This window comes from Micromonospora sp. DT44 (assembly GCF_049841635.1).
In the GTDB taxonomy this organism is placed as follows: domain Bacteria; phylum Actinomycetota; class Actinomycetes; order Mycobacteriales; family Micromonosporaceae; genus Micromonospora.
In genome coordinates, this window is sequence record NZ_JBNCKS010000046.1 from 37,991 (window position 1) to 57,061 (window position 19,071).

The 19,071-nt window shown below is 70.6% G+C and carries 17 protein-coding genes; 12 read left to right on the top strand and 5 right to left on the bottom strand.

Annotated elements, in window-relative coordinates:
- Both ACLQ25_RS24385 and ACLQ25_RS24390 read right to left on the bottom strand, forming a co-directional pair.
- Window positions 1-669 (bottom strand): potassium channel family protein, encoded by a 669-nt coding sequence (locus ACLQ25_RS24385; protein ID WP_425733114.1) that lies wholly within the window; start codon window positions 667-669, stop codon window positions 1-3.
- 16 nt (window positions 670-685) lie between these two features.
- Window positions 686-2,020: a TrkH family potassium uptake protein gene (locus ACLQ25_RS24390; protein WP_425733115.1), complete on the bottom strand. Its 1,335-nt coding sequence runs from the start codon at window positions 2,018-2,020 to the stop codon at window positions 686-688.
- Window positions 2,021-2,161: 141 nt separating this feature from the next.
- Here ACLQ25_RS24390 and ACLQ25_RS24395 point away from each other — a divergent pair, with 141 nt between their 5' ends.
- The gene (locus ACLQ25_RS24395; RefSeq protein WP_425733116.1) at window positions 2,162-3,274 is read left to right on the top strand and encodes a glycerophosphodiester phosphodiesterase; all 1,113 of its coding nucleotides are present in this window, start codon (window positions 2,162-2,164) and stop codon (window positions 3,272-3,274) included.
- A gap of 502 nt (window positions 3,275-3,776) precedes the next feature.
- Window positions 3,777-4,532, top strand: a complete 756-nt coding sequence (locus ACLQ25_RS24400) for a DUF5131 family protein (RefSeq protein ID WP_425733117.1) — start codon at window positions 3,777-3,779, stop codon at window positions 4,530-4,532.
- Between the two features lie 22 nt (window positions 4,533-4,554).
- On the opposite strand, the gene tcmP is transcribed toward ACLQ25_RS24400, so the two are convergent.
- Both tcmP and ACLQ25_RS24410 read right to left on the bottom strand, forming a co-directional pair.
- Window positions 4,555-5,730 carry a three-Cys-motif partner protein TcmP gene (gene tcmP, locus ACLQ25_RS24405; protein ID WP_425733118.1) on the bottom strand — a complete coding sequence of 392 codons (1,176 nt, stop codon included), beginning with the start codon at window positions 5,728-5,730 and terminating at the stop codon, window positions 4,555-4,557.
- A 244-nt stretch (window positions 5,731-5,974) separates the two neighbouring features.
- On the bottom strand, window positions 5,975-6,205 hold the full coding sequence (locus ACLQ25_RS24410) for a GntR family transcriptional regulator (RefSeq protein WP_425733119.1): 231 nt from the start codon (window positions 6,203-6,205) through the stop codon (window positions 5,975-5,977).
- Between the two features lie 306 nt (window positions 6,206-6,511).
- On the opposite strand from ACLQ25_RS24410, the gene ACLQ25_RS24415 reads away from it, so the two are divergent.
- From ACLQ25_RS24415 to ACLQ25_RS24445, 7 genes are all read left to right on the top strand, one after another.
- Window positions 6,512-6,733, top strand: a complete 222-nt coding sequence (locus ACLQ25_RS24415) for a hypothetical protein (RefSeq protein WP_425733120.1) — start codon at window positions 6,512-6,514, stop codon at window positions 6,731-6,733.
- A gap of 209 nt (window positions 6,734-6,942) precedes the next feature.
- The gene (locus tag ACLQ25_RS24420) at window positions 6,943-8,142 is read left to right on the top strand and encodes a substrate-binding domain-containing protein (protein ID WP_425733121.1); all 1,200 of its coding nucleotides are present in this window, start codon (window positions 6,943-6,945) and stop codon (window positions 8,140-8,142) included.
- A gap of 3 nt (window positions 8,143-8,145) precedes the next feature.
- Window positions 8,146-8,889: an ABC transporter ATP-binding protein gene (locus ACLQ25_RS24425; protein ID WP_357134383.1), complete on the top strand. Its 744-nt coding sequence runs from the start codon at window positions 8,146-8,148 to the stop codon at window positions 8,887-8,889.
- A gap of 55 nt (window positions 8,890-8,944) precedes the next feature.
- Window positions 8,945-9,727 carry an ABC transporter ATP-binding protein gene (locus ACLQ25_RS24430; RefSeq protein WP_425733122.1) on the top strand — a complete coding sequence of 261 codons (783 nt, stop codon included), beginning with the start codon at window positions 8,945-8,947 and terminating at the stop codon, window positions 9,725-9,727.
- Window positions 9,727-10,617, top strand: coding sequence for a branched-chain amino acid ABC transporter permease (locus tag ACLQ25_RS24435; protein ID WP_357134380.1), 891 nt, complete (start codon window positions 9,727-9,729; stop codon window positions 10,615-10,617). The genes ACLQ25_RS24430 and ACLQ25_RS24435 overlap by 1 nt, the downstream gene beginning before the upstream one ends.
- Window positions 10,614-11,717 carry a branched-chain amino acid ABC transporter permease gene (locus ACLQ25_RS24440; RefSeq protein ID WP_425733123.1) on the top strand — a complete coding sequence of 368 codons (1,104 nt, stop codon included), beginning with the start codon at window positions 10,614-10,616 and terminating at the stop codon, window positions 11,715-11,717. The genes ACLQ25_RS24435 and ACLQ25_RS24440 overlap by 4 nt, the downstream gene beginning before the upstream one ends.
- Before the next feature lie 158 nt (window positions 11,718-11,875).
- Window positions 11,876-12,622, top strand: coding sequence for an SDR family NAD(P)-dependent oxidoreductase (locus ACLQ25_RS24445; protein ID WP_425733124.1), 747 nt, complete (start codon window positions 11,876-11,878; stop codon window positions 12,620-12,622).
- 185 nt (window positions 12,623-12,807) lie between these two features.
- Here the strand turns inward: ACLQ25_RS24445 and ACLQ25_RS24450 are convergent, their stop codons facing one another.
- Window positions 12,808-13,626: a hypothetical protein gene (locus ACLQ25_RS24450; protein ID WP_425733125.1), complete on the bottom strand. Its 819-nt coding sequence runs from the start codon at window positions 13,624-13,626 to the stop codon at window positions 12,808-12,810.
- 142 nt (window positions 13,627-13,768) lie between these two features.
- On the opposite strand from ACLQ25_RS24450, the gene ACLQ25_RS24455 reads away from it, so the two are divergent.
- The 3 genes from ACLQ25_RS24455 to ACLQ25_RS24465 all read left to right on the top strand — a co-directional run bounded on the left by ACLQ25_RS24455 (window position 13,769) and on the right by ACLQ25_RS24465 (window position 19,002).
- Window positions 13,769-15,565, top strand: coding sequence for a BTAD domain-containing putative transcriptional regulator (locus tag ACLQ25_RS24455; protein ID WP_425733126.1), 1,797 nt, complete (start codon window positions 13,769-13,771; stop codon window positions 15,563-15,565).
- Window positions 15,566-15,621: 56 nt separating this feature from the next.
- Window positions 15,622-17,760 carry a DEAD/DEAH box helicase gene (locus tag ACLQ25_RS24460; RefSeq protein ID WP_425733127.1) on the top strand — a complete coding sequence of 713 codons (2,139 nt, stop codon included), beginning with the start codon at window positions 15,622-15,624 and terminating at the stop codon, window positions 17,758-17,760.
- A gap of 123 nt (window positions 17,761-17,883) precedes the next feature.
- Entirely contained in the window at window positions 17,884-19,002 is a 1,119-nt protein-coding gene (locus ACLQ25_RS24465) for a hypothetical protein (RefSeq protein ID WP_425733128.1), read from the top strand.
- Window positions 19,003-19,071 lie beyond the last annotated feature (69 nt).

The window sequence follows — 19,071 nt, forward strand, 5'->3', positions numbered from 1 at the left end:
TCAGCGCCGCCCCGCGAACCGCTGCACCTGGTCTATCCCGCCCTCCACGACCAGCACTCCGCCGTCCACGAGCGCCGTGTCGTCCGAGGCGTACCGGAAACGCTCGCCCGGCACCTTCGCGCCGATCACCCGGACCCCGTCGCGCTCGTGCGGACGCAGGTCGTGCAGTGTCCGACCGACCAGGGACGGCGGAACCCGGACGGTGGCGATGGCGAAGTCGTCGTCGAACTCGATGTAGTCGAGCAGCCGACTGACGATCAGGTGCGCCACCCGGTCACCGGTCTCCGCCTCCGGGAAGATGACGTGGTGCGCGCCCACGGACGACAGGATCTTGGCGTGCTTCTGCGACGTGGCGCGGGCCCAGATCTGCGGCAGACCCAGCTCGACGAGCGCCAGCACGGTGAGCACGCTCGCCTCCACCGATGCCCCGATGGCCACCACCGCCCGACCGAAGCTCGCGACGCCGAGCTGCCGCAACGCCCCCTCCTCCGTCGCGTCCGCCTGCACCACCCGGTCGAGCTGGGCCGAGAAGCGCTGCACCTGGTCCGGATTGCGATCGACCGCCAACACCTCGCGGTCCATCCGGGCGAGGGACCCGGCCAGGTGGCAGCCGAACCGGCCCAGCCCGATCACGACGACGCCACCGCCGTCCGCTCGTCTCGTCGACACCTCGACCTCCTCGTCGCTAGCCGACAATCGGCTGTTCCTGGGGATAGCGGTAGAGCCTGCGCCGGGTGTTCAGGGCGATCGCCGACCCGAGGGTGAGCGGCCCGACCCGACCGATGAACATCAACACCGTCAGCACCACCTGACCACTGCTGGGCAGTTCGCCGGCCAGGCCGATGGTCAGCCCGGTGGTGCTGAACGCGGACGTGACCTCGAACAGCACCGCGACGAACCGCACGCCCTCGGTGAGCAGCAGCAGGAGCATCGTCCCGGCCGCGACCAGCGCGACGCTCAGCAGAGCGACAGTGACGGCCTGCCGTTGGCTGGCGGTGGCCACCCGGCGGTGCCCGACCGTCACGTCGGGCTCCCCGCGCAGCTCCGCCCAGATGGTGAACGCCAGCAGGAAGAACGTGGACACCTTGATGCCGCCGGCCGTGCTGGCGCTCCCGCCGCCAATGAACATCAACACGATCAGCAGCGGATAGCTCTCCTCCTGGAGATCGCCGATGTTCAGGACACTGAACCCGCCGGTCCGGCTCAACGCGATCTGCGTGAACGACGCGAGCGTCTTGCCGGCGGCGTCGTACGGGCCGATGGTGCTTTCGTTGGTCCACTCGGCGGCGAGCAGGCCGACGAAACCGAGCAGCAGCAGCGCCACGCTGCCCCAGATCGTCAGCTTGGTCGCGACCGCCCATCCCGCCGGCCTGCGCCACTCGCGCACCGCCTCGAACAGGGCGGGGAACCCGAGACCGCCGACGATGGCGCCGAACGCCAACGGCAGCGACACCCACGGGTCACGGTCGAAGGCCAGCAGGCCGTCCGAGTAGAGCGCGAACCCACCGTTGTTGAACGCCTGGACGGAGTGGAACACCCCCGACCAGAGGGCCCGGCCGGGCGCGTAGTCGTACGCCCACCAGAGGCGGCCGGCGACCAGCGCCGTCATCACCGCCTCGCAGGCGAAGACGGTCACCGCGATCCGGCTCAGCAGCCGGGTCACGTCTCCAACGCCGAACTCCGCCGTCTCGGCCTGCACCAGCAGCCGGTTGCGCAGGCCGAGCTGACGGGAGACCACGAGGATGACAAGCGCCGCGACGGTGAGGATGCCGAGACCACCGAGCTGCGTGAGCAGGGTGATCACCAACAGGCCCCAGCCGGACCAGTAGTTCGGGGTGTCGGTGACCGCCATGCCGGTGACGGACACCGCCGAGGTGGCGGTGAACAGCGCGGTGACCAGGGGCGGTCGCTGGTGCTGGACGGTCGACCAGCGCGCCATCAGCAGCCCGGTGCCGAGCAGGATCGGCACCAGGAACCCCAGCGGCACGAGCCGCACGGGGTTGCGGAGTAACCGACGCACCAGACAATCTTCCTTTTCCGTACGACCGCCGGAGTCGGAACGCCCATTCCGGAGATTCACCTGCCGGTCAGACATCGACCAACTGCCGGCCAATCGCACCGGGTCTGCTGTCTGCGACACCCTCGATGACAGGAGACGGCGTTGCGACGTACCCTCTCGACCCTCGGTGTGGCCGGCGCGCTGCTCGCCGCCGCCGTGGCCGTGCCCACCATGGCGGCCGCCGGTCCCTCGTCCGACGCGGACCGCGCCCGGACCACCGACCGGCCGATCGTCATCGGTCACCGCGGGGCCAGCGGTTACCGGCCGGAGCACACCCTTGAGGCGTACCGGCTGGCGATCCGGATGGGCGCCGACTACATCGAGCCGGACCTGGTGCCCACCTCCGACGGCGTGCTGGTCGCCCGGCACGAGAACGAGATCTCCGGCACCACCGACATCGCGGCCCACCCGGAGTTCGCGGCCCGCAAGGCGACGAAGACCATCGACGGCGTCGCCGTGACCGGCAGGTTCACCGAGGACTTCACCCTCGCCGAGCTGAAGACGCTGCGGGCCAAGGAGCGACTGCCGCAGGTACGCGTGGCGAACACCGCCTTCGACGGCCGCTTCGAGGTGCCCACCCTCCAGGAGGTCATCGACCTCGCCCGGACCGAGGGGCGGGCACGGGGCCGCACCATCGGCATCTACCCGGAGACCAAGCACCCGAGCTACTTCACGTCCATCGGCAAGCCGCTGGAGGAGCCGCTGCTGGCGGTGCTGCGGCAGAACAAGCTGGACCGGAAGAACTCGCCGGTCTTCATCCAGTCGTTCGAGACGGCCAACCTGCGCCGGCTGAGCCGACTCACCGAGGTGAAGCTGATCCAGCTCCTCGACGCCACCGGCCGCCCGTACGACTTCACCGCCGCCGGTGACAACCGCACCTACCAGGACCTCGCCACGGCCGCCGGCCTCAAGTGGATCGCCGGGTACGCCGACGGCATCGGCGCGAACAAGAACCTGATCGTGCCCCGCGACGCCGCCGGCAACCTGCTCGCCCCGACGAACGTGGTCCGTGACGCGCACCGCGAGCGGCTGCTCGTCCACTCCTGGACGTTCCGCGCGGAGAACCAGTTCCTCCCCGTCGACTTCCGCATCGGCACCGACCCGAACGCGCGCGGCGACATCACGGCCGAGTACGAACTGTTCTTCAGCCTCGGTCTGGACGGCGTCTTCAGCGACCACCCGGACACGGCGGTCGCCGCCCGCGCAGGCCTCTGACCCATCGCGAGCCTCTGACCCATTGCGAGCCTCTGACCCATTGCGAGCTTCGGCTCGGAGCTGACCCGCTCCGGGTCGACCACCGGGCCGATCACGCCCGGCCCACACGCTGGCCCGTCGTCCGCCACCCGGACGACGGGCCAGCGGCGTCTCCGACCCGACCCGCGCCCGCGCCCGCAAGATCGCGCTCGATCCAGGATGTAGTGGTATCGCCGCGCCCCCAAGGCCACTACATCAACGATCGAGCACGATCTTGAAGGGGCGGGATCGAGGTAGCAACTTCCCTGTTGTTGCTGCGTCCGCAGGCCCTGGAGCAGCAACAACAGGGAAGTTGTGGTGATCTTCGCTTGCTCAGTCGGCAACGGTGGTCGGACGAGGTGTCGGCGTTCGGGGTCTTCGGCAACTAGGTATGGGAGAACCTAAAGGGCCAACACGCCGCGCAACCCTTCCCATGCGTACGGTTGTTCGACAGTATTGTCGCGTCGAGCGGAAGGAGCGGCGCATGGCGGACAAAAGCGCCATCGAGTGGACGGAAGCAACCTGGAATCCCACCACGGGTTGTGACCGCATCTCGTCAGGCTGCGACAACTGCTATGCGATGACTCTCGCCAAGCGCTTGAAAGCTATGCGCTCGGCCAAATATCAGACCGACGGAGACCCGCGCACTTCCGGCCCCGGGTTTGGCGTCGCCCTGCACCCTGATGCGCTTGATATTCCTCGTCGCTGGCGTGATCCACGGACCGTCTTCGTCAACTCCATGTCGGATCTGTTCCACGCCCGGGTTCCACTTGCCTATGTTCAACAGGTCTTCGCTGTCATGCGCGAGACCCCCAGGCACACCTTCCAGGTGCTCACCAAGCGCGCCTCCAGGCTGGCGAAGGTCGCCCATCAGATCGACTGGCCGGCGAACGTCTGGATGGGCGTGAGCGTCGAGGATCACGCTCAGCGGGAACGGGTCGCCCAGCTCCGCGAGGTGCCGGCTGCGGTACGTTTCATCTCGGCTGAGCCGCTGCTGGGGCCACTGGGCGACCTGAATCTCGACGGAATTGACTGGCTGATCGTGGGGGGCGAATCGGGGCAGGGCTGCCGCCCGATGGATCCGGCGTGGGTGCGTGACCTCCGGGATCAGTGCGCGTCTGCTGGCACCGACTTCTTCTTCAAACAGTGGGGCGGGCGCACGCCGAAGGTTGGTGGCCGCCACCTCGACGGTCGGACCTGGGACGAGATGCCAGCCCCGCGTCTACTCGTGCAGACATAGGGGCTGCGGCTGGGGCCCTGGCTCAAGGCCGCCAGAGAACGTCCTTCCAGAAGTCACCCGTGCCGGGGCTGCTGATCTGGCCCCGTCGATGCAGCGACTTCACGGCCTGTCGTACGTGTGGTGCCCAGGCATGCCCAAGCACATCACCGTAGATCTCCGGCACCCGATCGACGATCTTGATCGTGGAGTTCTGATCGAGCAACCTGATGATGTTCCGCTCGATCGCACCTGACCAGCGAGGGGCGTTCTCGGCCTTGTACTGCTCGGCGTCGAAGACGGGGCCGTCGCCGAACAGTGTGTCCGCTACGTGGTCGCCCCGGCGGATCTGTTCCCGGACCCACGCCTCCTCCCATTCGACGCCAGCCTTGCCGAGGGTGTCGGCGAAGTGCCAGGCACCTTCGCCATGAGTGGTGAACAGGGCGAGGACGTACTTCGGAGCGAGACCGGGGCGTGGGCGCACCGGCATCTGCACCGCCTGGTAGTTGGACCCTTGGGTGAGGTCTCGGGCGTACCTGTCCGCGACCCGGAGCGCTACGTCCGTGGCCCGCTGGTCATCGCCCGCATCCGACACTTCGGCGAAATAGCTGCGCCACCAGCCGCCACCCAGGAACCGATCCAATCGTGCGGCCGTCCTCCGGTCGCTCTCCGACAACCCGCCCGATCGGCTCTCGGCAACATGGACGGCCCGTCCCATCCGAGCCACGGTGGAAACGCTGAAGTGCAGCAGTACTTCGGTCGGCGGCCAGTTTGGCCGCCCGAGCAGCCGCGTCCGGATCAGGTCGAAGTCAAGAGCCGGCCCGAAGGGATCGAGAAAGGCGAAGAGCGAGGCGCCCTTGGCTAAGGCCAGCACCTCGGGCAGGTGCTGGTCGAGGGTGCCCTGGCGGAGTTCACGTCGAACCGCCCCACCCTTGTCGCGGAGCACCTGCTCCAGGTTGGCGTAGCTATCCGGATCCTGCTCGACGAAGAACGCGAGCACGTCGCGGAAGCCTTGAACGAACTCGGCGCACCGGGACAACAACAGCGGAGATCCTGGCTCTCCGCCGTCGTACTCGCCTCTTCCGGCGTAGCCGTCGAGGAAGACGATGGGGTTCCCCTGCCCTGTCTTGGCGGCGAATACCACGGGATAGCGCTTCAGGATGCCGTGCTTCAGTACGGCCGCTGCCTTCTTCGACCGGAAAAACTCGTCGTTGTTGGACAACGGCCCTCCCCACCTCGCTCACTTCAGGTCATGAGAAGGTAGCGCTGCGTCGTCAAGGTTCGCAGCCCGCGAAGGGGTCACTTGGCGAGGATCGATCGGGGCAATGGCCCAGTGAGCAGCGTCGACGGACCGTCAGCGATTGGCCGTCGCGCAGTCCTCAGTCCATGATCTGACACAGGAGCAGCGCTGGCGGGATTTGGTGCGCGGCAGCCCTCGTTGGTCAGTCGGTGGGTCGCCGGAGTGCCTACCGGCCGGGTCGTTCCGCCACGTAGGTGCCGCGGCCGGGCTGTCCGGTGATCAGCTCGCGGTCATGCAGCAGGGAGAGCGCCCGCGACGCGGTGTTCATGTGGACGGCGTAGCTCTCGGCGAGTTCCCGAGTGGAGGGCAGCTTGTCGCCCGGCCTCAACTCGCCGCTCTTGATCTTCGCGGCGATCTCGTTGGCGATGCGTCGGTAGGGCGCTTCTGCTGTGGGCATGGTGAGGACTCCGGTTGGTTCGGCTCCTCGATCATGCCGGCCTACACCAATAACTGCAACAAGCTGCAATGTCGCCGCGGCGCATCGTCGACCTACACAAGTATTTGGTGTAGGTTGCTGGATGTCCGGCTCCGGTTGGTTCGGCAAACCCCTCGGAGGCGGGCCTTTGGTTGGTCCCGCGTTCGTACCGCCGCTGTCGAGAGCTGCGGGCGTGGGGCCGGGTGGTCCGGTGCGCGTCCCCTACCCGGGCACCGGGCCGCCCTCCAGGTCGACTGATCGAGGGTGAACATGACGAGGGAGCGCTTCGTGGTGCATCTACCGGTGGTGGCGGCTGACCTGCCGGGGGCGTTGCGGTTCGCGCGGGCGATCACGCGGGCGCTGGGTTTCCTCGCCGACGTGGACCGTGCGGAGACGACGGTGTCGGAGGAGGACGCTCAGTGCGTACGACATCGAGTCTTCTGTGACCACCTGCTCGGCGGCCGGCGGCGGTGCCCGCGCCCGGCGGACCACGCCGGGCCGTGCGGCTGACGGCGGATGGCTCGGGGCGACACACCTGTCGATCCACCCGTGGCGCTTCGGGCCATCGGGAAGCTCGGGTCGGGGGTGGTAGTGCGGCCCGCTGTAACCCCGGGCCACCCTCTTCCGGTTACTTGTGTGTTTCCGCCACATAGCCCGTGGGTGACGTCACTTCTAGCGTGAGCCGACAACCAAGCATCCTGTCCTCACCTGGAGTCGCGATGACGGTCCGGCACACGCGGCGGGCGTTCCTCTCCGCCGCCATGATGATGGCCGCGGCGCTGGCCGCCACGGCCTGCGGTAGCCCGCAGGACACCGCCACCGGCGGCGGCGACAGCGCCGCCCCGGTCAAGGTCGGCCTGGTGTACTCCCAGTCGGGAGCCCTGGCCAGCTACGGCAAGCAGTACATCGAGGGTTTCAAGGCGGGGCTCGACTTCGCCACCAAGGGCACCGGCAAGGTCGGTGACCGGAAGATCGAGTTGACCGAGGTCGACGACGCCGGTGACCCGGCCAAGGCGGTCTCGGCCGCGAAGGACCTGATCGGCAAGGGCACGAAGATCATTGCCGGCTCGACCGCCTCCGGGGTGGCGTTGCAGGTCGCGCCGATCGCGGCGCAGAACAAGGTTCTCTTCATCTCCGGCCCGGCCGCGACCGACGCGGTGACCGGGGCGAACAAGTACACGTTCCGGTCCGGCCGGCAGTCCTACCAGGACGTGGTGACGGCCAAGTCCTTCATCGGCGACCCGACCGGCAAGAAGGTCGTGGTCTTCGCCCAGGACGGCGCGTTCGGCGACGCCAACGAGGCGGCCGTCAAGACCGTCATCGGTGGCGCGGGCGCCACCGTGAGCAGTGTGCGGGCGCCGGCCAGCGCCACCGAGTTCACGCCGTTCGCCAGCCAGATCAAGGCCGCCAAGCCGGACCTGCTCTTCGTCGCCTGGGCGGGCACGACCGCTCCGGCCATGTGGCAGACCCTCGACCAGCAGGGCGTGCTGTCGTCCACCACGGTCGTCACCGGCCTGGACATCCGCGCCTCCTGGCCCACGTTCGGGGCGGCCGGCGCGAAGATCTCCTTCCTGTCGCACTACTTCGACGGCGCGTCCGACACCGAGGCCAGCAAGGCGCTCAAGGCCAAGGTGAACACCATCGACCTGTTCCACCCGGACGGCTTCGCCGCCGCCCAGATGGTGGTGCGGGCCGTGCAGGAGGGTGGCGACGACGTCGACAAGATGGTCAAGGCTCTGGAGGACTGGAGCTTCGACGGGGTCAAGGGCAAGATGACCATCCGCGCCGCCGACCACGCTCTGCTCCAGCCGATGTTCCAGGCCAAGCTGACCGGCAGCGGCACCGAGTTCACGGCGACCGCCCAGAAGAGCCTCACCGGCGACGAGACCGCGCCACCGGCCGTGGCCATGAAGGGCTGAGAAATGCTCGCCACCCGCGGTCTGACCTGGCGGATCGGTGAGGTCGCCATCGTCGACAGCGTCTACCTCGACCTGGCGCCCGGGGAGTTCCTGGGCGTCATCGGGCCGAACGGCGCCGGCAAGACCTCACTGTTCAACCTGATCACCGGCCTGCGCCGGGCCACGGAGGGCCGGATCACCCTGGATGGGCAGGACATCGGAGGGCTCCCGCCGCACCGGCGGGCCCGCCTCGGTCTGGGCCGTACCTTCCAGGCGTCCTCGGTCTTCGGCTCGCTCAGCGTGCGGGAGAACGTCCGGCTCGCCGTGCAGGCGCACCGCGGGGGCTCGATGGCGTTGTGGCGGCGGGCGGCGGCCGACCGGGAGGTCGCCGCCGCCGCCGACGCGGCGCTCGACCGGGTCGGCCTCGCCCACCGGGGTACGGCGCTCGCCGGCACCCTGGCCCACGGCGAGAAGCGCAAGTTGGAGATCGCCCTGCTGCTCGCCGGTGAACCACGGGTGATGCTGCTCGACGAGCCGATGGCCGGGGTCAGCGCCGAGGACGTGCCTGAGCTGGTGACGGTCATCAAGTCGTTGACCGGCGACAGCGGCCGGTCGGTGCTGATGGTCGAGCACCACATGGACGTCATCCTGGAGCTGGCCGACCGGATCGCCGTCATGCATCACGGCGCGCTGCTGGCCTGCGACACCCCCGAGACGGTGATGGCCAACCCAACGGTGCAAGAGGCCTACCTGGGGGAGTCGCTGTGAGCGCGAGGAGTGAGCCGGGTTTGCGAGCCCCGCAGTCGCGAACGGAGGCAGCGCTGTGAGCGAACCGATCCTCAGTGTGGAGGACCTGTCGGTCCGGATCTCCGGGCTGCACATCCTTCAGGGGGTGTCCTTCACGGTCGCCCCGACCGGCGTGACCGTCCTGCTCGGACGCAACGGTGTCGGCAAGACCACCACGCTGCGCGCGATCGTCGGCCTCACCCCGCCCGCCGGGGAGGTGCGCGGCACCATCCGGATGGGCGCGCAGAGCCTGCTGGCCCGGCCCACCCACCGGCTGGTCCGCGGTGGGCTCGGCTACGTACCGGAGGACCGGTGCGTGTTCGCCGGCCTCACCGTCGCCGAGAACCTGCGGCTCGCCGAACGGCGCGGCACCACCCCGGCGTACGACAAGGTCTTTGCTCTCTTCCCGGAGCTGGACCGGCGCGGACGCCAACGGGCGGGCTCGCTCTCCGGCGGGCAGCAGCAGATGCTCGCGATCGGGCGGGTGCTGCTCAACGACAACCGGCTGCTGCTGGTCGACGAGCCGACCAAGGGGTTGGCGCCGAAGGTGGTGACCGAGGTGGCCGAGGTGTTGGAGCGGGTCGCGGAGTCGGTGCCGGTGCTGTTGGTCGAGCAGAACCTGGCCGTCGTGCGCCGACTGGCCCGCGACGCGGTGGTGCTCTCCGCTGGCCGGGTCGCCTGGACGGGCGACGCCCAGGACCTGCTGCTGGAGACCGCGCTGACGAAGTCGTTGCTGGGCGTCGGCTCCGCGGAGGTGGACTCGCCGAGCGCGAGGAGTGAGCTTGCGAGCCCCGCAGTCGCGAGGAAGGACCAGCTCTGATGAGCACGGTGATTCTGCTGGCGTTGACCGGCCTCGGCCTGGCGGCGCTGTACTTCCTGGTCGCGTCGGGCCTGTCGCTGGTCTTCGGCCTCGCCGACGTGCTCAACTTCGCGCACGGGCTGTTCCTCGGCGTCGGCGCGTACGGCACCTGGTGGGCGGCGGGCAACCTGCCGGGCGCGGGCCCGGACGGGTTCGGCTTCGTGCTCGCGGTCGCCTTCGGGGTGGCCGCCGGCACGCTCGTCGCGGTCCTGGTCGAGCTGGTGCTGATCCGGCCGCTCTATTCCCGCACCATCGAGCAGGTGCTGGTCACCGTCGGCCTGTCGCTGGCCGGGGTGGCGCTGCTCCAGGCCACCTGGGGTGCCGACGCCCGGCCGTTCCCGCGCCCCGACTGGACCCGGCAGGTGACCGGGATCCTCGGCGCGCAGGTGCCGAACGGCGGCCTGCTGCTGATCATCGCGGCGGTGCTGGTGCTCGGCGCGATCCTGGCGTTCCTGCGCTGGACCCGGTACGGCCTGGTGATCCGGGCCGGGGTGGAGAACCGGGAGATGGTGACGGCGCTCGGCATCGACGTCCGCAAGGCGTTCACGCTGGTCTTCGCGATCGGTGGGGCGGCTGCCGCGCTGGCCGGAGCACTGGGCGGCGTCTACTTCGGCACCGTCTCGCCCGGTCAGGGCGGCTCACTGCTGATCTTCGCGTTCATCGTGGTGGTGATCGGCGGGATGGGCTCGGTGGTCGGCTCCGCGTACGCGGCGGTCGTGGTCGGGCTGGTACAGCAGTTCGTCAACTACTACGGCACGTCCGGGCTGGGCGACATCTGCGTGGTCGGGCTGCTGGCCGTGGTGCTGCTGCTGCGCCCGCAGGGCATCGCCGGAAAGGTGGCAACGGCATGACGGTGATCGACGCGCCTCCCGCTCAGGTGCCGGACGAACTGACTCCACAGCGGGGGCGGTGGCACCGGGTCCGCCCGTTCCTGCCGCTGGTCGCGCTGGCGGTGATGGCGATCCTGCCGTACTCGACGATCTCTTTGCCGGGGATCTTCGAGGGGCCGGTCAACTCACCCGGCACTCTGCAGATCCTCGCCATCTGCCTGATCTTCGGCGGGCTGGCGGCGGGGTACGACCTGCTCTTCGGCCGGACCGGGATGCTCTCGTTCGGGCACGCGCTCTACTTCGCGGCCGGCGTGTACGGCACCGACATCCTCGTCACCCGGGCCGGTCTGCCGCTGTGGCAGGCGGCGCTGCTGACCATCACCGGCGGCACGGTCCTCGCCGCGCTGCTCGGCGCGGTGGCCCTGCGGACCGTGGGCATCGCGTTCGCCATGGTCACGTTGGCGTTCGCGCAGGTCGGGGCGATCCTGGTAGCCCGGGACTTCGGCGGGCTCACCGGTGGCGAGGAGGGCCTACCGCTGGACGTGTCCGGGCTGCCGGCCGGACTGGTCGGGGTGACCAACACGGTCAACCTGTACTGGTTGGCGCTGGCGTACCTGACGCTTGTGGTCTTCGTGGTGCACCGGGTGAGCGGCTCACCGACCGGTCGGGTGCTCGCCGGGCTGCGCGACGACGAGCGACGGATCGGCGTGCTCGGGCTCGACCCGTACCGCTACAAGCTGGTGGCGTTCACCCTGGCCGGCGGGTTGGCGTCGGCGGGCGGCGTGGTCTACGTCCTCATCGTCGGCGGTGCGTCGCCGCACATCACGTCCTCCGAGCTGACCCTGTCACTGCTGGTCATGGTGGTGCTCGGCGGGCCGGGCACCCGGTGGGGTCCGGTGCTCGGCGGTGTCCTCTACATGTACCTGGACCACCGGCTCACCGCCTTCGGCACGAGCGACGCGGTCGACAACCTGCCGGCCGTCCTCAGCCACCCGTTGAGCCAGCCCCTGTTCGTCCTCGGCACGGTCTTCATCCTGGCGGTGTACTTCTTCCCCGGCGGCCTAACGAGCCTGGCCCCCCGCCTAACCGCCCTAACCAAATCCCTCCGCCGCCCCCGCTAAGCCCCGCCCCGGTCTCACCGTCCCCGGTCTCGCCGTCGTCCGTCCCCGTCGACCATGAAGTTATTGTCACGACACGCCGTGCCGGATGGCGATAACTTCATGATCGACGGGGTCGGCGCGGGGTTCGGTGATGGGTTCTGGGATGGGGAGGTCGGTTGATGGGATCGCGGCTTGCGGTGGTTAGCGGGGGTGGGACCGGGATCGGGGCGGCCATCGCGGGGTCGCTCGCTCGGGACGGGTACGACGTTGTTGTCGTCGGGCGGCGGGCCGACGTGTTGGCGGCGGCCGCCGAGCGCATCGGCATTGACTGTGGACGGCCGGGTGCCGGCACCCCGGTGGCCGCGGACCTGACCGACCCGGAGCAGCTCGACCGGGTCCTGGCTGCGGTCGACGGTCGGCCGGTCGACGCGGTGGTCAACAACGCGGGCGGTTACCTGGGCGGTGATACCGACACGCTGACCGGAACCGCCGCACACTGGCGGGCCAACCTGGACGCCAACGTACTCACCGCAGTGCTGTTGACCGAGGCGTTGCGGCCGGCGCTGCGTCGACCCGGTGGGCGGGTGATCCTGGTCAGCTCGATCGCCGCGCAGCGGGGCGGCGCTGACGCGTACGCGGCGGCGAAGGCGGCCCTGCACGGCTGGGCGTACACCCTGGCGGCGCAGCTCGGTCCGGAGCAGATCACGGTCAACGTGGTGAGCCCGGGCTACGTCGCCGAGACCGAGTTCTTCGGCGACCGGATGACCCCCGAGGGGTATGCGAAGCGGGTCGCGGAGACGCTGGTCAAGCGTCCCGGACTGCCGGACGACATCGCCGAGGCGGTCCGCTACCTGACCAGCCCAGCCGCCGGCTACGTGACCGGCCAGGTCCTCGGCGTCAACGGCGGCTCAGTCCTAGGCCGCTAACCCCAACCCCACCCCACCCCACCCCACCCCACCCCACCATCCACCGCGTTGATCAAGAGGTTCGCGTCAAAATCCGGCCGGATTCTGACGCAAACCTCTTGATCAACAGGGCTGGGAGGGGAGGGGTGGGGGAGAAGGGGAGGGGGAGGGCGGCGGCCCCCCGTGTGGCCGCCGCCTTTTGTGGATCAGCCGTTCAGTAGGTCGTACGCCATTGCCGGCGCCTTCACGGCGGTGGCGGCGGTCGGCGCGGTGATCTTCGGCGCGCTGCCGTAGTCGGCGTACTTGACGACATAGTCGTACGCCTTGGTCTTACCGGCGGCCGGCATCTTGAGCGTCAGCGACGCCAGGTGCTTGTCCGCACCGACCACTGCCGTGAACGGCACCTTCTTGCCCGCCTCGCCGAGGGCCGCCGCCTCGCCGTCCTCCAGCGCCTTCGCCGCCTCCCCGGCGCTCACGTCGATGAAACCGACGTACTGGCCGGGGCTCTTCTCCTGCACCTCGGTGGCCGCCTGGATCAGCGGACCCGCGTTGCCCTGGTCCACACCGTCGTACGTCGGGATGCTCGCGGCGTCGGTCAGCTTCGTGCGGTCCAGCTTCATCCACTTGTCAGGAAACTTCGGCAGGCCGGGACGTCCGCTGAACTTCGCCTTCACCCAGTTCTGGTCCTTGATCACCAGGAACGACATCTTCACCACGACGCCGTCGTCCGGCGGCATGACCATGTTGATTTCGAATCCGTTGGCCGCCGGGTCGATCCGGCCGTCGACCGTGCTCGACGCGTCCTTGCCGCTGAACCGGAACGCCCCCTCGGTGCCGTCCGGGACGGCGGCGAGGAGCGCGTCCTTCGGACTGACGCTCGGGCTGGCGGACGGGCTGCTCTGTGGCGCCGCGGTGGGTTCGCCCTCCGCTCCGCAACCCGCGAGCAGGGTGGTCGCGGCCAGCACGGCGGCGACCGTACCGACCGTCCGTCGGATGGTGCCGGCGGTGCCCGTTGCCTGTGTCATCGCTTGTCTCTTTCTCGCTGCGTGGCTTCTGCCGACGAGGATGCTGCCGGCCGGCACGGCGGTTCGGCTGCCGATATGCTGCCGTCCGGCTGCCGGGCACTGCCGTCCGGCGGTCCCGGGGGTGTCAGGAGCGAGAACGCGCATGTCAGGCCAACTGCGTTTCGAGATTCTCGGGCCTCAGCGGGCCTGGTACGCCGACCGGGAGATCGATATCGGTCCGGCTAAGCAGCGGGCGGTGCTCGCCGTACTGCTGCTCGCCGCCGGCCGCCCGGTGTCCACCGGGCAGATCATCGACGCGGTCTGGCCGGAGGACCCGCCCGCGAACGGTCCCAACGTGGTGCAGAAGTACGTGGCCGGGCTGCGCCGGGTGCTGGAACCGGACCGGTCCCCCCGTACGCCGGGACAGGTGCTCAGCCTGACCGACGCCGGCTATTCACTGCGGGTGGACCCCGAGGCGGTCGACGCGGTCCGCTTCGAACGGGGCGTACAGGCCGCCCGCCAGCGACACACCAGCGGGCGTACGGACGAGGCGCTTGCCGAACTGGCCGCCGCCCTGGACCTGTGGCAGGGCGAGCCGTTCACCGGTTTCGCCGGGTCGATCTTCGAGGCGGCCCGGCAGCGGCTGGTGGAGTTACGGGCCGTGGCGTTGGAGACCCGGTCCGAGTTGACGCTGGACCTTGGACGGCACCGCGAGACGATCGGTGAGCTGGTGGAGTTGGTGGCCGAGTTCCCCGTCCGGGAACGGCTGCGACACCAACTCGTGCTCGCGCTCTATCGCAGCGGACGGCAGGCGGAGGCGCTCGCCGCCTACCGGGAGTTCGGCGACCTGCTCCGCGAGGAGTACGGCATCGAGCCGGGCGAGGCGTTGCAGGAACTGCACCGGCGCATCCTGCGCTCCGACCCGACCCTGGCGGCGACCCCACACACCGCCGAACCACAGGAGCAGCGCCCCGTCCAACCAGAGGCGCAGCGCCCCGTCGAACCACAGGCGCAGCGCACCGTCGAACCAGAGGCGCAGCGCGTCGCCGCACCGGAGGCGCAGTGGTCGGTGAACACGGCGCCCGCACCGGAGACACCGCAGCCGACGGCCACGTTGCCCGGACCGGCAACGTCGGTGGTCGCCCCCGTCGGTTTCCTCCCCTCCCCGCCGGGCCCGGCGTCGCCGTCCGCCCTGTCTGTGCCGCCTCCCCCCGCGCTCATGCCCCTGCCACCTCCGGCGGCCCCCACGAAGCCCGCTCGGCGGGAGACGCCGCGTTGGGCGAGCAGGACGGTCACGATCCTCGGGACGGTGCTCGTCCTGCTCTCGTTCGGCTGCCTGACCTGGCTGGTGATCCTGGCCTACGCGGGGTGGCGGCGGAGTTGGCGTCTCGCGATCGCGGGTCTCGGTTACCTGGCACTGCTCGTCGTCGAGGTGGTAATGCTCGACGTCGAGAGTCCGGACGCCGAGGTGCCCGGACCGCAGGCGGTGACCTTCCTCGGCCTGGCCCTCATCACCTGGCTCGCGGGGGCGGTGCACGTGGTGCTGCTCAGTCGTGGACTCTGGGCGGCGATCACCGGACGACCGGACAGCGCTCGTGGTCGCGCCGACGAGGAGCGGCGCATCCGCCGGGAGCACGCCCGCTACCTGCTCTACCACTACCCGGCGGCCCGTGCCGAGTTGGGACTCGGTCGTCCCGACCTGCCCGGCACCTTCGACGACGGCGGTCTGGTCGACGTCAACGCGGTCCCGGAGCAGGTGCTCGCGACCCTGCCCGGTCTGACGGCCGAGCAGGGCCGGCAGATCCTGGTGGACCGCTGGCTGCGCGGCCCGTACGCCTCGATGGAAGAGTTCGCGTCGCGCTGCCTGCTGCCTCCCAGCGCGACCGAGCCGCTGCGCGACCTGTTGCTCTTCCTGCCCCCGGCATCCCGGCCCGATGAGGCGCGAACGCACGGATCGTGACCGGCACCTCCCGCGCGGGCCGGGGTTCTGACGGACGGCGCTGGTAGAAATGCCGGATGGGCGACGAGCGGGTGGCGGTACGGGAGCGGGCCGAGGCGGTGCTGCGTCGGCTGGCCGGTGAGCACGCCCGGCTGCGCGAGGACCAGTGGCGGGCCATCGAGGCGTTGGTCGTCGACCGACGCCGGGTGCTGTGCGTGCAGCGCACCGGTTGGGGCAAGTCGGCGGTCTACTTCGTGGCCACCGCGCTGCTCCGCGCCCGCGAGCAGAGTGGCGGGAGCAGCGTTCACGGCCCCACCGTCATCGTGTCGCCGCTGCTGGCTCTCATGCGCAACCAGGTGGAGGCGGCGGCCCGCGCCGGCATCCGGGCGCGCACGATCAACTCGGCGAACCTCGACGAGTGGGACGAGATCACCGCCGAGATCCAGGCCGGATCGGTGGACGTCCTGTTGATCAGTCCGGAACGCCTCAACAACCCCGACTTCCGCGACGGCGTGCTGCCGAAGCTGGCCGCGACGACTGGTCTGCTGGTGGTCGACGAGGCGCACTGCGTCTCCGACTGGGGGCACGACTTCCGGCCGGACTACCGGCGGCTGCGTACCTTCCTGGCCGAACTACCCGAGCGCACGCCCGTGCTGGCCACCACGGCCACCGCCAACGCGCGGGTCACCCAGGACGTCGCCGAGCAACTGGGCGACGCGCTCGTCCTACGCGGGACGCTGGACCGTGAGTCGCTGCGGCTCGGCGTGCTCGACCTGCCCAGCCCCGCGCACCGGCTGGCGTGGCTCGCCGACCACCTGGACGAGCTGCCCGGCTCCGGCATCGTCTACACGCTGACCGTCGCGGCGGCGGGGGAGGCCACCGAGTTCCTGCGCTCGCGGGGCTATCCGGTGGCGTCGTACACCGGCCAGGCCGACGACGCCGACCGGCGCGCCGCCGAACAGGACCTGCTCGACAACAAGATCAAGGCGTTGGTCGCCACCAGCGCGCTTGGCATGGGCTTCGACAAACCCGACCTGGGCTTCGTCGTCCACCTCGGCGCGCCGCCGTCGCCGATCGCGTACTACCAGCAGGTCGGCCGTGCCGGCCGCGCCGTCGAACACGCCGAGGTGCTGCTGCTGCCCGGCGCGGAGGACGCCGCCATCTGGCGTTACTTCGCCTCACTGGCGTTCCCACCGGAGCAGCAGGTCCGTGCGGTACTGGCCGCCCTGCACACCGACCGGCCGCTCTCCACCCAGGCCCTCGAACCCCTCGTCGACCTGCGCCGCGCCCGCCTGGAGCTGATGCTCAAGGTGCTCGACGTGGACGGCGCGGTCCGCCGGGTGCGCGGTGGCTGGCTCGCCACGGGCGAGCCCTGGGTCTACGACGAGGCCCGGTTGCGCCGCGTCGCCCAGGCGCGCACCGTCGAGCAACAGGCCATGCGGGAGTACGCGTCGACGGGCGACTGCCGGATGCGATACCTACGGGAACGCCTCGACGACACCGGGGCGACCGACTGCGGCCGGTGCGACAGGTGTGCCGGCCCACTGTTCGCCGCGGACGTGTCGACGGCCGCGCTCGCCTCCGCGCAGACGTTCCTGGGCCGGCCCGGCGTCCAGATCGCGCCCAAGAAGCTCTGGCCGACCGGGTTGGACGCGGTGGGCGTACCCCTCAAGGGCCGGATCGCCCCGGCGGACCAGGCGCTGCCCGGCCGCGCGGTCGGCCGCCTCTCCGACCTGGGGTGGGGCGGCCGGCTGCGGGACCTGGTCGGCCCGGAGTCGCCCGACGCGCCGGTGCCCGACGACGTGGCCGGCGCGGTGGTCGAGGTGCTGAAGGCCTGGGCGCACGGCGACGACCCGTGGCCCCGCCGGCCGGTGGCGGTGGTCGCCGTCTCGTCCCGCCGGCGGCCCCGGTTGGTCGGCTCTCTGGCCGAGCGGATCGCCGCCGTGGGCCGGCTGCCGCTGCTCGGCGCGGTCACGGCGACCGGCCCGGACGGCCCCGGCGGGCCGCGCGGCAACAGCGCCCAGCGGGTACGCGCGCTGCACGACGCCTTCTCCGTACCGCCCGAACTTGCCGACGCGCTGGCCGTGCTGGACGGGCCGGTGCTGCTGGTCGACGACCTGGTCGACTCGGGCTGGACGATGGCGATGGTCGCCCGGGAACTCCGGCGGGCCGGCGCTCCCGACGTGCTCCCGCTCGCGCTCGCCGTGGCTGGCTGAGTCGTCCGTGAGCGCCGGTCAACGGCGGCGCGCGGAAAGTTCCCGGGCCGGGCGGATTGCGACGGCCGCCACGCTGCCCCGGCGTCGGCCGGAACCGACCGGGCACGGCGGTACGGTGGCGGGATGAGCTGGACGCCGGCGGTGCCTGACCAGGCGGGCGCGCCCCCGTCGGACGGGAGCACCGTCGCCTCCGACCAGGCGGGCGCGCCCCCGTCGGACGGGAGCCCTCGCGCCTCCGACTGGGCTGGCCAGGCGTTGTCGGACGCGCCGGCCGCCACGGCCGTCTCGGCTCCGGGTGTTGCCGGTGCGCCCGACCGGAGCACGGTCCGGTTGGCGCTGGTGGTGGGTGGTCTGGTGCTCGCCGTCCTGCTCGGCTTCGGCCTCGGTCGCCTGAACGGCGGCACCAACGTCAACGGCGGCACCGGCCTCGGTGGCGGCACCACCGGCGGCGCGGCGGCGACTCCCGACCACACCCACCCGGCGGGCACCGCGGCCCACGACCACGGCTCGGTCACGGGCGCTGACCAGGGCGCTGCCGCCGAGCCGGGCGGTCTGTCGGTCAGCTCGGGCGGATACACGCTCGTGCCACTGGGCACCGAGTTTCCGGCCGGCCGCACCGGGCAACTGCGCTTTGAGGTACGCGACGCACAACGACGACCGGTCACCCGCTTCGCCGTCGTACACGACAAGCCGATGCACGTCATCGTGGTCCGCCGGGACCTGACCGGCTACCAGCACCTGCACCCGACCATGACGCCGGACGGCATCTGGTCGGTGCCGGTGACCCTCCCGCAGCCCGGCGTCTGGCGGGCGTACGCGGACTTCACCGTGGTCGCCGACAACGGCGGCCAGAGCGCCGTGACCCTCGGCGTGGACCTGGTGGTGCCGGGCGCATACCAGCCGCGTCCGCTGCCCGCGCCCGCGACCTCGACGACGGTTGACGGGTTCACGGTCGCCTCCCAGGGCAGTCCGCAGGCCGGGGTGACGGTGCCGCTGACCTTCCGGATCGACGGCCCGAGCGGTGGCGCGGCGCTGGAGCGCTACCTCGGCGCGTACGGGCACCTGGTGGCACTGCGCGAAGGCGACCTCGGCTACCTGCACGTGCATCCCGAACCGGAGTTGGCCGACGGTCAGGTCAAGTTCTGGCTGACCATCCCCAACCCCGGCCGTTACCGCCTCTACCTCGACTTCCAGGTAGCCGCCAAGGTCCACACCGCCGAACTAACCCTGACCATCCCCTAACTCGAAAATCGAACCGTGCGTAGACACGCGGCAGCATCCCGCGTCGCGAAGCGGCGTGGGATGGGTTGT

What these genes read in the sequence shown, in the direction of transcription:
- ACLQ25_RS24440 (WP_425733123.1), top strand. Translation starts at nt 10,614, where the DNA reads ATGACGGTGATCGACGCGCCTCCCGCTCAGGTGCCGGACGAACTGACT.
- ACLQ25_RS24435 (WP_357134380.1), top strand. Translation starts at nt 9,727, where the DNA reads ATGAGCACGGTGATTCTGCTGGCGTTGACCGGCCTCGGCCTGGCGGCG.
- ACLQ25_RS24425 (WP_357134383.1), top strand. Translation starts at nt 8,146, where the DNA reads ATGCTCGCCACCCGCGGTCTGACCTGGCGGATCGGTGAGGTCGCCATC.
- ACLQ25_RS24420 (WP_425733121.1), top strand. Translation starts at nt 6,943, where the DNA reads ATGACGGTCCGGCACACGCGGCGGGCGTTCCTCTCCGCCGCCATGATG.
- ACLQ25_RS24455 (WP_425733126.1), top strand. Translation starts at nt 13,769, where the DNA reads ATGTCAGGCCAACTGCGTTTCGAGATTCTCGGGCCTCAGCGGGCCTGG.
- ACLQ25_RS24445 (WP_425733124.1), top strand. Translation starts at nt 11,876, where the DNA reads ATGGGATCGCGGCTTGCGGTGGTTAGCGGGGGTGGGACCGGGATCGGG.
- ACLQ25_RS24465 (WP_425733128.1), top strand. Translation starts at nt 17,884, where the DNA reads ATGAGCTGGACGCCGGCGGTGCCTGACCAGGCGGGCGCGCCCCCGTCG.
- ACLQ25_RS24460 (WP_425733127.1), top strand. Translation starts at nt 15,622, where the DNA reads ATGGGCGACGAGCGGGTGGCGGTACGGGAGCGGGCCGAGGCGGTGCTG.
- ACLQ25_RS24450 (WP_425733125.1), bottom strand. Translation starts at nt 13,626, where the DNA reads ATGACACAGGCAACGGGCACCGCCGGCACCATCCGACGGACGGTCGGT.
- ACLQ25_RS24410 (WP_425733119.1), bottom strand. Translation starts at nt 6,205, where the DNA reads ATGCCCACAGCAGAAGCGCCCTACCGACGCATCGCCAACGAGATCGCC.
- ACLQ25_RS24400 (WP_425733117.1), top strand. Translation starts at nt 3,777, where the DNA reads ATGGCGGACAAAAGCGCCATCGAGTGGACGGAAGCAACCTGGAATCCC.